The sequence below is a fragment of the Geodermatophilus obscurus DSM 43160 genome (assembly GCF_000025345.1).
GTDB lineage: Bacteria > Actinomycetota > Actinomycetes > Mycobacteriales > Geodermatophilaceae > Geodermatophilus > Geodermatophilus obscurus.
Genome location: NC_013757.1, coordinates 804,020 through 817,364, shown reverse-complemented (window position 1 = coordinate 817,364; position 13,345 = coordinate 804,020). Strand labels below are relative to the sequence as shown.

Annotated in this window: 12 protein-coding genes and 3 pseudogenes; 11 read left to right on the top strand and 4 right to left on the bottom strand. The window is 69.6% G+C overall.

Annotation, left to right across the window (positions count from 1 at the left end):
• Nucleotides 1-61: 61 nt before the first annotated feature.
• A complete protein-coding gene (locus GOBS_RS29165; RefSeq protein ID WP_012946974.1) occupies nucleotides 62-190 on the bottom strand; it encodes a hypothetical protein in 129 nt (42 codons plus the stop codon).
• A 467-nt stretch (nucleotides 191-657) separates the two neighbouring features.
• Between GOBS_RS29165 and GOBS_RS03815 the strand changes: the two genes are divergently transcribed.
• From GOBS_RS03815 to GOBS_RS29590, 8 genes and pseudogenes are all read left to right on the top strand, one after another.
• Complete coding sequence (locus GOBS_RS03815) at nucleotides 658-1,851, top strand: site-specific integrase (RefSeq protein ID WP_012946973.1); 1,194 nt, start codon at nucleotides 658-660, stop codon at nucleotides 1,849-1,851.
• A 149-nt stretch (nucleotides 1,852-2,000) separates the two neighbouring features.
• A complete protein-coding gene (locus GOBS_RS03810; protein WP_049788139.1) occupies nucleotides 2,001-2,249 on the top strand; it encodes an excisionase family DNA-binding protein in 249 nt (82 codons plus the stop codon).
• Between the two features lie 361 nt (nucleotides 2,250-2,610).
• Nucleotides 2,611-3,126, top strand: a complete 516-nt coding sequence (locus GOBS_RS03805; protein ID WP_012946972.1) for a hypothetical protein — start codon at nucleotides 2,611-2,613, stop codon at nucleotides 3,124-3,126.
• A 615-nt stretch (nucleotides 3,127-3,741) separates the two neighbouring features.
• Nucleotides 3,742-4,026: a helix-turn-helix domain-containing protein gene (locus tag GOBS_RS29595; RefSeq protein WP_208104379.1), complete on the top strand. Its 285-nt coding sequence runs from the start codon at nucleotides 3,742-3,744 to the stop codon at nucleotides 4,024-4,026.
• Between the two features lie 21 nt (nucleotides 4,027-4,047).
• A pseudogene (locus GOBS_RS03800) lies at nucleotides 4,048-4,842 on the top strand (IS630 family transposase); the annotation flags it as partial.
• Nucleotides 4,843-4,936: 94 nt separating this feature from the next.
• Nucleotides 4,937-6,099: pseudogene (locus tag GOBS_RS03795) on the top strand (IS701 family transposase).
• Nucleotides 6,100-6,317: 218 nt separating this feature from the next.
• Complete coding sequence (locus tag GOBS_RS25160) at nucleotides 6,318-6,551, top strand: hypothetical protein (protein ID WP_166487285.1); 234 nt, start codon at nucleotides 6,318-6,320, stop codon at nucleotides 6,549-6,551.
• Complete coding sequence (locus GOBS_RS29590) at nucleotides 6,532-6,909, top strand: transposase family protein (protein WP_081448802.1); 378 nt, start codon at nucleotides 6,532-6,534, stop codon at nucleotides 6,907-6,909. Before GOBS_RS25160 ends, GOBS_RS29590 begins: the two co-directional genes overlap by 20 nt.
• A gap of 255 nt (nucleotides 6,910-7,164) precedes the next feature.
• On the opposite strand, the gene GOBS_RS03785 is transcribed toward GOBS_RS29590, so the two are convergent.
• The 3 genes and pseudogenes from GOBS_RS03785 to GOBS_RS25155 all read right to left on the bottom strand — a co-directional run bounded on the left by GOBS_RS03785 (nucleotide 7,165) and on the right by GOBS_RS25155 (nucleotide 10,021).
• The gene (locus tag GOBS_RS03785; RefSeq protein WP_041241322.1) at nucleotides 7,165-7,947 is read right to left on the bottom strand and encodes a hypothetical protein; all 783 of its coding nucleotides are present in this window, start codon (nucleotides 7,945-7,947) and stop codon (nucleotides 7,165-7,167) included.
• Nucleotides 7,948-8,475: 528 nt separating this feature from the next.
• A pseudogene (locus GOBS_RS03780) lies at nucleotides 8,476-8,928 on the bottom strand (transposase); the annotation flags it as partial.
• Between the two features lie 260 nt (nucleotides 8,929-9,188).
• A protein-coding gene (locus tag GOBS_RS25155; protein ID WP_012946970.1) for an IS5 family transposase occupies nucleotides 9,189-10,021 on the bottom strand; the annotation gives its coding sequence in 2 pieces (ribosomal slippage) (nucleotides 9,189-9,662 and nucleotides 9,665-10,021; 831 coding nt in all).
• Between the two features lie 255 nt (nucleotides 10,022-10,276).
• Here GOBS_RS25155 and GOBS_RS03765 point away from each other — a divergent pair.
• The 3 genes from GOBS_RS03765 to GOBS_RS03755 all read left to right on the top strand — a co-directional run bounded on the left by GOBS_RS03765 (nucleotide 10,277) and on the right by GOBS_RS03755 (nucleotide 13,344).
• Entirely contained in the window at nucleotides 10,277-10,897 is a 621-nt protein-coding gene (locus GOBS_RS03765; protein WP_012946969.1) for a hypothetical protein, read from the top strand.
• Between the two features lie 485 nt (nucleotides 10,898-11,382).
• Nucleotides 11,383-11,964 carry a very short patch repair endonuclease gene (locus tag GOBS_RS28485; RefSeq protein WP_243697639.1) on the top strand — a complete coding sequence of 194 codons (582 nt, stop codon included), beginning with the start codon at nucleotides 11,383-11,385 and terminating at the stop codon, nucleotides 11,962-11,964.
• Nucleotides 11,965-12,033: 69 nt separating this feature from the next.
• Nucleotides 12,034-13,344 carry an ATP-binding protein gene (locus GOBS_RS03755; RefSeq protein ID WP_012946967.1) on the top strand — a complete coding sequence of 437 codons (1,311 nt, stop codon included), beginning with the start codon at nucleotides 12,034-12,036 and terminating at the stop codon, nucleotides 13,342-13,344.
• Nucleotide 13,345 lies beyond the last annotated feature (1 nt).

The following is a 13,345-nucleotide window of genomic DNA, read 5'->3' as shown; positions in this document are numbered from 1 at the left end:
CCCAGGTCTGCGGTCGGCCGCCGGGCGGTGGCGGTCCTCCGGGCGATGGCGGTCCTCCGACCTACTCCGAGCCCTCACCGGCGTCGCGTGAGCGGACCTCGGCCCGCCTGTGCTCGCGCCAGTACAGGCCCACCGTGAGCAGGATCAGCACGGCGATGACCGCCACGATGACCAGGTCCAGGAGTGACACCGGTACATCCCCACCCTTCGTCGTCCCGGGACGTGCCGCGCACGAGTGCCTCCACCCGGCGCCGTGACCGGGCGTCGGTGGCAGGTCCGGACGCCGCCCGCGGTGTCCGTGCGACAGTCCCGTTGCAGTGCAGGCCGGCCCCGGGAGGGGCCGACGGCTGTGGTCACGGCTCGGGACGCTAGGCAGCACGCACGTGCCCGCCGCCGAGCCGGACGACGCTTTACCGACTTCTTGCCGTTCCTTTGCCTTCTGCAACGACCGGCGGCGTCGGCCACCGACTGGACAACTCAGCTGTGTGAGCCGACGGGGGGACTCGAACCCCCAACCGCCCGATTACCCCGTCGCACCTAACCGCAGCGCACCGCCACACACCGGACTAGCCCTTAACGTGCAGGTATGTGATGTTCCCGGCGCCCATGTCGTACCGTGACGAGCCACCGAAGGCCGCTGTTTTTCAGGGGTAAATCATGGCTCGACCCGGTCTGGCGCTTGGCACGGCAGGCAAGATCCGCACGCACGCGACGCCGTCGGGGCATCGCGCCGTCGCCTGGTACCGCGACTACGACGGCAAGTGCCGGCAGGTCCAGCGACACGCCAAGACGAAGGCCGCCGCCGAGGCAGCGCTCCGACTCGCCCTTCGCGACCGTGCCCGGTTCAACGTCGATGGGGACATCACCCCGAACACACGCGTCGACGTTCTCGCCGAGGCATGGTTCGCCGGGCTGGAGAACCTCAGCCCCACGACGATGCAGGCCTACCGCAACCGCCTCGACCAGCAAGTGCTCCCCGGCCTGGGCAACCTGCGGGTACGAGAGCTCAGCATCGGCAACATCGACCGGCATTTGCGCCTCGTCTCCGACAAGCACGGCCCTGCCGTGGCGAAGATGACCAAGAGCGTCCTGAGCGGCGTCTGCGGCCTAGCGGCCCGTCACGACGCGCTGGACCGCAACCCCGTCCGCGACACCGGCAGTCTCAAGGCCCCGACCAAGAAGGCGCCGAAGTCGCTCACCGCAGACGAGGCCCGCACGCTCCTCGCACAGCTCGACGCCGACGAGACAGCCCGCAGGCGGGACGTGCCGGACCTCGTGGCGTTCATGCTCGCCAGCGGCTGCCGTATCGGCGAAGCCGCAGCCGTGACGCGGGGCGACCTCGACCTCGACGCCGGCACCGTGGACGTCAGGGCGACGATCGTTCGGGTGACCGGGCAGAGCCTCGTCCGCAAGGGCAACAAGACCGCCTCGGGCGCCCGCACGCTGCTCCTCCCGCCGTGGTGCGTCGAGAGACTGCGGCGCAGAGCTGCCCGTCCGAACGCCTTGGAAGAGGGTGCAGGAGCGGAGGCGCCGGTGTTCCCCGCGCCGCTCGGCGGCTGGCGCGACCCCTCCAACACGCAGGCCGACCTGCGAGCCGCCTTCGACAGCGCCGGCTTCGGCCACGTCACCAGCCACGTCCTCCGCAAGACGACGGCGACGATGCTCGACGAGGCTGGCCTTTCCGCCCGTGCCATCGCCGACCAGCTGGGTCACGCCAACCCGAGCCTCACCCAGGACGTCTATCTCGGTCGTCAGGTCGCCTCCACCGGCGCTGCATCGGTGCTCGAAGCGCTCCGGCCGCAGCTCTCACGCCAGGTGACAGGTGACGTCCATGCAGCACTCGACCAGTAGCGGCCACAACGGCGACTCGTGGACGAGGGCCGGTCCTCCGGTAGTCCTTGAGTCGCCTACCAGCACGGATCGTGCGCCGACAAGCCAGACCCGCCGACCATGCATGCCTACAGGAGAAGTACAGGGGAACTCAGCGGCATCGTCGTCCCATGGAACTCAATGCCGCCACTCCACCAGCCCTCACGGCTGGTCCCGGCAGTAGCGACGAACTGCTGACACCCGGCCAGGCCGGCGACTATCTTCGGACCGGCGAACGGTTCATCCGTCGCCTCATCGCCGAACGCCGCATCTCCTACGTCAAGCTCGGCAGGCACGTCCGGCTGCAACGGTCGGCCCTGGACGACTTCATCGCAGCTGGCCAGGTCCCCTCGCAAGTCATTACGAGCTCGCGAACCTGAACCGGCCCGTGTGTCCGCGCGTCGACGGACGTCCCGACACCAGGGACAGCCATGAGGGGGCCAGACGCACCCTGCGTCCGGCGGCAGCTCCTCCCGCGGTCCTTTGCTCGGATCCTCCACGCGCTAGCGCTGGCGGGCGCAGGACGCGCCGGCCAGCAGGGCTGTGGACGACCGAGGAGCCGTCCACAACCGTGACGGGGACGCGCTTCGGGGACACCGAGTCGGCCACTGTCGTGGTCACGGCATTGGAAGCGCGCGGACCCCGCCTGCGAGTGAACGGGCCCCGCCTCGGCCCCTCCGTGCAGCACCCGCCGGTCCAGTCAAGAACGCCGTCGACCCCACCCGACCCGAGAGGACACCGATGGGCGACGCCAACAGCTCCGGACAGTACGGCGCCGCACGCGGCCCGTGGATGACACCGGCCCGGGCGCGGGAACTGGCCGCCACAGCGGCCGACCTGTACCGCCAGCTGCACGAAGCCGATTTGGCACGGGACGCCGACCCCGACCCGGCTCGGCGGCGCGCCGGCTGGCGGCTGGACGTGGCCGCCGGAGGTCTGCAGAGCGCCGCTGAAGAGCTGCTGGACACCGCCGACGAACTCATCCGCCTCGCCGCCCGGCGGGCCGACGCTTGCCCCATGCCGTGGGGCGCCTGCCCCGAGCACGGCGCGACGCTGCGGTCGACCGGAGGGCGCTGTTGGCGCACCACACCGGGCTGCCTGCGCCGGTGGCAGCACAACCGACTGGGCGAGCCGTGCGCAGAGCCGGTCACCCATCGCGTCGTCGATGCCGACGGCGAAGGGATCGACCTTTGCGACGGTCACGCCGCCGACGCCCGCGTACACCTGATCGGCGCGAGGGTCATCCCGCTGTCCTGATCGTCTCCGTCAGGGCAAGGGGCGGCGCATCAGCCCAGGTTGCCATGTCGATCCCGGCCGGGACGCCGGCTGAGGTGACGGGCATCGCCACCGTCGACGAACCGCTCGTGCGGTCGGACCTCGATGGTGGGATCGAGCTCAGTGAGCCTGTCCAGTGAGGGCCAGTGAGTCGTTCCCGGTCGGCCAGCCAGCAGCCCAGACCGCGTACACCAGCGACCCGGCGCCCACGCTGGTCAACGGTGGCACGCCGGCGCGCTGGCGACGCACCCAGTCCAGCTGGGCATCGTCCTGCAGCTGAGGTCGGCTCCCTGACCGGCCGAGGTGGTAGAGCAGGACATGCAGCGGCGGGGCGTCGGCGTAGGAGTAGGAGTAATGAGCATGAACCTCAAGGCTTCTTCGCGCGCTGCACCAAAGGCCGCGGCGCAGATCCGACATAATTCACCGGTCGGTGCTTCCGAGCCTTCCTCCGTCGTTCCTAACCCTGCAGCTTCCTCCTGAGGCCAGCTACGACTAACGAGCCTGCAGCAGTGTAGGGCGCCGTGTCCCTAGTGCTCCGTTGCTGTAGTTCTCGATGTCATGTCCGGTCGGGGTTGACCATTCCTCATGGTCGCTCACGTGCGCACCGTGGTAGTGCCGGAGGCCGACCGGCGGGAGCCGCAGCGACGGGCGCGGGCCAAGGGCGCGCCGGCCCGGGAGGTCGAGCGGGCCCGCATCGTGCTGCTGGCCGCCGAGGGCGTGCCGGGTAAGCAGATCGCCGCGATGGTCGGCCGTGCCGAGCCGACGGTGGTCACCTGGCGACGGCGCTACGCCGAGTCCGGGCTCGCCGGGCTGGAGGACCTACTGCGGCCGGGCAACCGTCCCCGCTGCCCGAAGCGCTGCGCGATCGGGTGCTGGAGCTGACCCCTCACCGCACCGCCGACCCGGTTCGGCGCGACGCACTGGTCCTCCCGGCTGCTGGCCACGGCGCTGGCGGCGGAGGGGACGCCGATCTCGCACGTCACCGTCGCCCGGATCTGGCACCGCTTCGGCGTACAGCCCTGGCGAGCGGAGACGTTCAAGTTCTCCACCGACCCGGCCCTGGAGGCCAAGGTCCGCGACGTCGTCGGGCTGTACCTGCATCCGTCGGAGCGCGCGGTGGTGCTCTGCGTGGACGAGAAGCCCCAGATCCAGGCGCTGGAGCGGGCCGCCCCGACCCTGCCGGTGCGGCCCGGGCATCCGGAGGCGGCCAGCTTCGACTACGTCCGGCACGGCACCACCACGCTGTTCGCCGCCCTCGAGGTCGCCACCGGCCGAGTCACCGACGCCTGCACCCAGCGGCACCGCCACCAGGAGTTCCTGGCCTTCCTCAAGCAGGTCGCCGCCGCCTATCCCCGCCGCGAGCTGCACGTGGTCTGCGACAACCTGGCCACGCACAAGCACCCGGCGGTGCGCGCCTGTCTCGAGCGCCACCCGCGGGTACGGCTGCACTTCACGCCGACCTCGGGCTCGTGCCTGAACTTGGTCGAGGCGTTCTTCTCGATCATCACCCGCCAGGCACTGCGCCGCGGCAACTTCCCCACCGTCGCCGACCTCATCGCCGCCATCGAGCGCTCCATCACCGCCTGGAACGACCGCTGCGCCCCGTTCAACTGGACCAAGGACCCCGACACCGTCATCGCCAAGGCCACCGATCCACGACGCCGCAAGACACAGACGACGTCAGTTACGGAGCACTAGTCTGCCGAACCGCCTACTACTACAGCCGCACTTACCTTGGGCGGCTGCGGCGTGTCTGCACGGCTAACCCGATGGGGCCGACGACGGTTGGTCGGTGGTCGAGGATGTCGCCGTGGCCGAGGTCGAGGACTGGGCCGTGGGCTTGGAGAAGATGCTGGAGCGGATCGGTCCGCAGTTCGCTCGGTCGGAGCCCCGGGTGCGAGTGGGGGTGTATCTGCGGGCCTGCTGTCGGCGGCGGAGCGGAAGAACGGGTGGACGCTGGCCGAGCAGGCCGGTGACCGGACGCCGGATGCGATGCAGCGGCTGCTCAATCACGCCGACTGGGACGCCGATGCGGTCCGTGATGACCTGCGGGGTTACGTTATCGAGCATCTGGGTGACGATGCTGCGGTGCTGGTGGTCGATGAGACCGGGTTCCTGAAGAAGGGAACCCGCTCCGCCGGGGTGGCCCGGCAGTACTCCGGTACCGCCGGGCGCATCGAGAACTGCCAGGTCGGGGTCTTTCTGGCCTATGCCACCCCGGCCGGGCGCACCTTCATCGACCGGGAGCTGTATCTGCCCAAGGCCTGGATCGACGATCGGGATCGGTGCCTCGCGGCCGGCATCGGCCCGCAGGTGGCGTTCGCCACCAAGCCGGAGTTGGCCTTGGCGATGCTGACCCGCGCGCTGGACGCGCAGGTGCCAGCCGGCTGGGTCGCCGCCGACGAGATCTACGGCCAGCACTCCGGCCTGCGCCTGGCGCTGGAGGACCGCGACATGCCGTACGTGCTGGCCGTGCCGGTCAGCCAATCGGTGTTCACCCTGCTCGACGGCCACCCGGTGCAGTGCCGGGCCGACGCGGCCTCCGCCGCCGTGCCGGCCTCCGCCTGGCAGCGGCTGTCGGCCGGGGCCGGCGCCAAGGGGCCCCGGCTGTATGACTGGGCGCGGATTGCGATCCGGCTGCTGTCCGAGCCCGGGCGGTACTGGCTGCTGGTCCGCCGCAGCCTCACCGACGGCGAACTGTCCCACTACCTGTGCTTTTGTCCACCCGAGTCGTCGCTGGCCGACCTGGTCGCGGTCGCCGGTGCCCGCTGGGCGATCGAGGAGTCCTTCCACACCGCCAAGGGCGAGGTCGGTCTCGACCACTACCAGGTCCGCCGCTACGACGCCTGGTACCGGCACATCACCCTGGCCTGCCTCGCGCACGCCTACCTGACCGTCACCCGCGCCGCCGCCCACGGCGAAAAAAAGGGCTCCGCGATCCCCACGGTGAGCTGACCGAACTCACCGTTCCCGAGATCCGCCACCTCGTCACCTGCCTGGTCTGGCACCTGGCCCCCGACCCGGACCCGGACCCGGACCCGGACCCGGACCCGGACCAGATCCTGCATCGGTCACACTGGCGGCGCAGACACCAGGCCCGCGCCCGCCGCTGCCACTACGCCGCCCGACGAGTCATCGCTCAAGTGCGGCTGTAGTACTAAGGCGGTGACCGGGTGGATCGCCCGGTGTCGCGCCCCGGCGCTCGGCCGGCGCAGCGGGCCGGCACGGTGTACACCCAGGTCGGCCTGGTATTGCGCTGGCTGCGCTACCGCCTGGACCTGCGGACCCTGGCCGCTGATGCGCAGTTGAGCATCGCCACTGCCTACCGCCATCTGCACGAGGCGCTCGACGTGATCGCCACGCACGCGGCCGAACCCGGGCAACGTCTTGGCCCACGCATGCGCTGACGGCCAGCCCACTGCCTGCCTGGACGGCACGGTACTTTCGACGGACCGGGTCGCTGCCCGCGCCGAGGGTGGCCATCACCTGTGGTACTCCGGCAAGCCCAACGCCTGCGGCGGCAGCGTTCAGGTCCCCTGCGATCCGGGTGGCTTCCCGCTGTGGGTCTCGGCCGTGCGCCCCGGCTCGACCCACAACCTGACCGCCGCCCGCGAGCCGGTCCTGCCCGCACGCCGCCCGCACGCCGCCCGAGGGCTGCCGGTGCTGGCCGACGAAGGGCTACACCGGCGCGGGCGTCGGCGTGCACGTGCCGGTCAAGCACCCCCCGGGCCGCTGCACACCGACAACCGCTGCTACACCAGCTGATCACCGCGCTGCGCGCACCGAGTGAACGCGGCCACGCCCTGCTCGGCCGCTGTCGGGGTCTCGACCGGGTCACCTTCTGCCCGCAGCGCTCGGCGCAATTGCCCCAGCCGCATTGGTTCTGCCCTCACTCGACCGCGGAACCAGGTGAGAAACCTCAGTGATCCGTGCGACGAAGGCAACGGGTGTCCCGTGCGTTGTCGCAGGCCTGCGGCTGTGAGGCTGCCAGCGATCGCCTTTCGTCGTGGAGCAGGACCGCTACGTCGACGGCGGAGTTTGGTCTGCCTCAGGGCCGTCCGGACGAGTGGCACGAGTCAACTCCTGCTGAGCTGCGGCTCGCAGCATGTCGAGCGCAGCCCTCCGGTCGTCCGCGTTTAGACGTTTGAAGCTGCGCGAGAGCAGAACGACCTCCCGGTTTCGACGCCCCCAGAGGGACCCGAGCCACAGACCTACGAAGAGGAAGACGGCCAGGATCACCATGCCGGTCAGGGCTTCGACATAGTCCACCCACAATCCGCTACGCCGGATGGTGGATGCCGAGCCCCATATGATCGCAAGCCGCGCAGGGACCATGAGGGCCGCGGCCAGAGCCAGCCAGGGTGCTATGCGGTGCTGCAAGTAGCGACCCGCCTGAACGCCAATGGCCACGGATAAGGCCCCAAGGACGGGCACGCCAATCAAGACCATCCCCGTGGTGTACGCGGTGGCGAAGTCGGCTCCTGTCGGCGGCAACCCAGAGGTGACACGGCCCATCGAGACCAGGCTGCCGACGGCTGCGCCGACGAGGCTTTCCAGGACGAGGAGCAACGCGCTGACGACGATGACCACGGACAGGGTCTGTCGTAGTTCGACGCCCTCCATGCTGGCAATGGCCTGCAGCGACTGTTCGCGTGTGGTCTTTCGGCGCGCCCGGGCCTCGAAGTAGACCGGGACGGCCGCTACGGGAAGCCCGGCAATCGCGACTGCCGGTGGCTCGGGGATCCCGACGACCACGTTGATAACCGTCATCATCGCCAGCATGGCGGCGCTGGCCAATGCCACGGTAGACGCGGCAGGTCCCGCTGTGGCTGGAGCTGCTGAATGGGTCGTCATAACTGGCCCCTTAGACGACTGTTGCGCCAGATAGTCCCCGCCTCGAAGAAGCGGTCGGAATGATGAGCATGTAGTTGGGCCGACCACGTCAGGACGCTCGCCGGCTCCTGAGGTGGTGTCGTTGCGGGACCATATTCTTGAGATCGCACGAGGAGAAGTGGCGTCCGCACGGTTCACAGGTTCGTCGGTGACGGACACATCGACGATGCGCCTCAGTTCCGGAACTGGCGATGCTTTATGCAATGGGTGGGAACGAAGTGGCCCTTCCCCGGGTCGCCGGAGAAGGGGTCGCTGTCCTGCGTTCAGGGTTGGACCGGATCCTTCGTCTGACCGCCGATGATCACCGGGCGCGGCTCGATGTGCCGCCGGAGAGTGATTCTGAAGGTCGGGTATGACGATCCGCCCCGAGGTCCTCGGGTAGGTGCCGGTTCCACGGACCGAAGTGTGCGGGGTCGTCGGGACGGGTGAGGACCGGGGTCAGCCGGGAGCCAGCATCGGTCCGGTGGTTAGTGCGCGTAGCTGGACGACGGCGTCGTAGACGACGACGGCCCAGTAATGGTGGTCGGCCAGGTGCAGCAGCCGGCGTCGGCCGGTGCCAGCCAGCGTCGTCGGGACGGTGAGCAGCTCGGTCGCAGCCGTTTGGGTTCCCACCGCCGGGTGGGTGGGTGGGTGGGTGGGTGGGAGTAAGCATCTACATCCAGGCGGTGAGCTCGCAGGCCAGCGCGACGATGACGCACAGATTTGGTTCTGAGCGAAGTCGTGCAGCGGCAGGTTGGTCAGGCCGGTGTCCTTGGCGGCTTGGATGCGGTCCTCGACGCGGGCTCGGCGGCGGTGCCGCAGCTCGAGTGCGGGCAGCTGCCCGCGGCTGCTGTTGGTGGCGAACGCAGTGACCCGTAGCCCGTCGGCGTCGATGATCCACAGTAGCGCGCCGGAGTCGCAGTGGCGGCAGTAGAACAAGCGGTCGTTCTCGCCGAGGTCGTGCCGCACGGCGGCACGTAGGAAATGTCGCAGACGCGGAGCAGGGCTTTAGGGCGGCGAGCGACAGCCACGTCTCGGCGCGGGACTCCGGGACCTCACGGACGCCGGCGGCGGTGGCCATCGGCCCTGCTTCTCGTCTGCGGTGGCACCGCATCCGAACCACTGTCGGCCATGAACGGCGACGCGTAGCTTCCGCGGCCTTAGAAGACGTTTCAATAGTTCGTCGTTAGGCGGCGGGCACAGATCAGGGTGACGGCCAGTCGGGCCAGCGCGGTGATCGTTGTGGCGGTGCGGTCGTAGCGCAGCGCGAGGCGTTTGTAGGACAGCAGCCAGCCGAGAGTGCGCTCCACGACCCAGCGGTGCCGGCCCAGTCGGGCGCTGGAGTCCCGGCCGATGCGGGCGATCCGGGCGGTGATCCCGCGGCGGCGTAGGTAGCGGCGCACCCGCGGAACGTCGTAGCCCTTGTCGCCGTGCAGCTTGACCGGCCGCCGGCGCGGGTGACCGCGGCCGCCACGGCGGATCGCCGGCATCGAGTCCAGGATCGGCTCGACCAGCATGCTGTCGTGTCGGTTCGCGCCCGAGACGAGCACGTTGAGCGGCAGCCCGCCGGCGTCGACGAGCAGGTGATACTTGCTGCCGGCCTTGCCGCGGTCGGTGGGGTTCGGCCCGGTCAGCTCACCCCCCTTTTCGCCCGGACGCTGACCGAGTCCAGGCTGGCCCGGGACCAGTCCAGCTGCCCTTGTTCGCCGAGCCGGTCCAGCACCGCCCGGTGCAGCTGGTCGAAGAGCCCGGCCTCGGCCCACTCGCGCATCCGCCGCCAGCACGTCACACCCGAGCCGTAGCCCAGCTCGGTGGGCAGCTTGGTCCAGCCGATGCCGGTGGACAGCACGAAGGCGATGCCTTCGAGCACGTCCCGATCACCGGTGCGGGGCCGCCCGGTGCGGCCATGCACCGCCGGCGGCGGAGGCGGGATCAGCGGCTCGACCAGCGCCCACAGCTCGTCACTGATCAGCCGCGGCGGCGGGGAAGACACCGACGACGACATGCCCGGCAGCCTGCGCCGCCTCGTCGCCGGCGACCAGAGCCCGACGACCTACTTTCGAAACGTCTTCTTAGTGGGGGGGTGGTCATGCGTCCACGACCGTGGCACACCCGCGACGGGAGCCGCCGACGGGGTCCGCGCTGGGTTGCCGGCTGCGCGGCCCTGCTTCTAGTCCTGGCCGGCTGCGGCAGCGACGACGGCGACCCCGGTGGAACCGGTGAAACCGGTGAAACCGGTGAAACCGGTGGGAGCGGCGGCATGAGCGGGAGCGGTGGCACCGGCGGGGGCGTCGGGCCGACGACCGACTCGGACCTGGCCAACGCACTGGCCGATCTGGAGAACTCGTACGCCGCGTCACCGGCCGGGATAGCGCGTGATCTAAGCGCCCTCGGCGTGGCATCAGTGGTCCAAACCGAGGTAGAAACGGTCGCGGTCGACCTGTGTGTCTCGTCCTTCGACCCTGCTGTGGTCCTCACCTGGTTCTCGCAACAGCGGGTGGTCCTCACCTGGATGATCGTCGGTCCGGTCCAACGCCTGCTCGACTACGCGGGTTCGCCTCAGGTGTGTTCGCGTGGAGCCTCGCCGGAGGAGGCGGCGGCGTACATGGCGGGCATCCGAGCGGCCCTACCGGACGCACTGCCCGGGACAGACCGGTCCCAGCCCACGGACGCCGAGCGCGTCCTATGCGAGTTCCTAGGTTCGAACGCCGGGGGGGAGGCCGCGAAGACGGTCCTTGACGGGTTGATTCGGGCAGCTACCCGCGGCCGCGTCGACGAGGGCGAGGCCGTGGCCCTAGGGGTCCAGGTCGCTGGCGCGGTGTGCCCGGAAGCGCTCCCGGTCGCCAGAGACGCCTTCGACGAGTATTTCGGAAGCGATTAATCCCGCGCCGAGGGTTCAGCGGTCGCCTACGGAGACCTCGAACTCGACTTGGCTGACGTCCGGGCGCAGTCGCGAGTAGCTGTTGCACCAGGGGCGGCCAGCGGTGTCCCGGACCGTCGTCCGGTCGACCAGCAACAGGGACCCGGCGACCGCGCGCAGCAGGTCGGCCTCGGTCAGCGCGGCGGTCCCGACGTCGACGAGCTGGGCGCCGCCTTCGGCGGCGGGTGACCGAGACCATCCGCCAGGTTTACCTGGCCTCCCATGGGACCTAGTACTGCAACGGCACTTGTGCATGTCGCTGCGCGGATCGGCGGATGGCTGGTAGCAGCGTGTGCGGATGCGCTGCTACCAGCCCTCCGCCGATCCCGGCAGCGAGACCCCCAAGTGCCGTTGCAGTACTAGGCTCCGATCGCCGCAGCGGGTCTTAGCTGTCGCTCCTTCCAAGACCGAGGATCAGACACGATCCCGAGCGGCTCGTAGAAGTCGTGAACGCGGGCCGCAAGATGATTACCCGCCTCGACTACAGCCAAGGACTTGATCTAGCGGTGGAAGTTTCGGGCTTGGGCGACGGTCGGCAGACACTATCGCTGGACTGCGACCACGATCTTGTTGCGTGCGGGCTCAAGGAGGCGCAGACCCGGGCCTACGCTGAAGGCGTGCCTGCGCCGATCTCCGACGCTGTCAGCGCGGCCATGAGCCGCATGCCGCGCGTTGACTCAGCGCCGGAGGTGGCTCTCCGTCGCGAGTTGCACAGGCGGGGCCTGCGCTTTCGCAAGCACATGCGCGGCCTCGCCGGTCGGCCGGACATCGTCTTCACACGGGCACGGCTGGTGGTCTTCTGCGATGGCTGCTTTTGGCACCGGTGCCCGGTGCACGGAACCGCGCCGAAGAACAACGCCGGCTGGTGGGAGGCGAAGTTGCAGGCGAACGTCGAACGTGACCGGCGTCAGACCGCGCAGCTCGAAGCCGCCGGATGGACGGTCCTTCGGGTGTGGGAGCACGAGAGCGCGGCTGCGGGGGCCGACCGCGTCGCGGCGGCCTACCACGCCCTCGTGTCCGCCGCCTGAGCGGGTCCTCCCGCATCTGTCGGCGGCGTGTGGCAACCTGGTCCCAGCACACGGATGAGGAGCTGAAATTTGCGCGAGCCCCGCCACACGACGATCACCCCCTCCGCGGCCCGCCTGACGGAATCGCTGCGGGACATCGGCTACGACTTCCCGTCCGCGGTTGCCGACCTCGTGGACAACAGCGTGACCGCCGGCGCGACGCGCATAGAGATCGTAATCGAGTACGCGGGCGCGGATTCCCTCATCATGATCGCCGATGACGGATGCGGCATGACCGCCAACGGCGTGAACGAGGCGCTGCGATTCGGAAGCTGGCGACCTTACGGCGCAGGAGACCTCGGCCGGTACGGCCTTGGCCTCAAGACCGCGTCACTGTCGCAGGCCCGGAGCTTAACCGTACTCAGCCGCGGTGGCCTCAGGCGCGTCACGACCCGGCAGCTGTCCCTCGACACGATCCTCGAGTTCGACGAGTGGCTCGTCATCGAGCCCGTGCCCAGTGCGGTCTACGACCGGGCAAAGGAGATGCTCGGCCAAGGCACTGGCACGGTGGTTATCTGGGAGAAACTCGACCGAGTCTTCCAGGAACAGAAGCCGGAAGGAGGCTGGGCGCGCCGCCGCATCGAGAAGCTCGCCGAACGCGCTTCAGAGCACCTCGCCTTGGTGTTCCACCGCTTCCTCGAAGGCGAGGTCGTGCCGAAGGTCGAGATCATCGTCAACGGCGAGAAGCTCCGGCCTTGGAACCCTTTCGCCGAGAGCGAGCCCGCCACGAAACGGCTTCCGCGGCAGCGGTTCGAGCTGACCGTAGGCGACAAGACCGGCACCGTCACCTTGGACCGGTACGTCCTGCCGCCGAAGAACGCTTTCAGTTGCCAGTCGGAGTTCGAGCGCATGTCGGGCCCGCGCAAGTGGAACCGCCAGCAGGGGCTCTACATCTACCGCGCGGACAGGCTCGTGCAATGGGGCGGCTGGGCAGGGCTGCGTGGCATTGACGAACATCTGAAGCTGGCCCGCGTCGCCATGGACTTCAGTACCGACCTCGATGCGGCCTTCAACATCAACGTCGCGAAGATGCGCGTCGCGATCCCGACGCAGCTGCGCCAGATGCTCGAACGGCCCATCCACGAGGTATGTCTGCGCGCCGATGACGCCTACCGTCGCGCGGCGGGCTCGCGTACGACCGACAAGGCCCCCGTCAAGTCACCGGCGACCGCAGACGGCGGTGTAACTCTGCTGGCGCTGCGCGCCGCGGCCATGGCCGTCGGGGAGTCCGAGGCGCTCCGAAGGATCCTGGGCGAGCTCCCGAAGCTCAGCCCCGACATCGCCTCGGCGCTCGGGCTTCAGGTTCCCGCCCCTGGGGGGGTGGACGAGTCCGTCGCGTGAG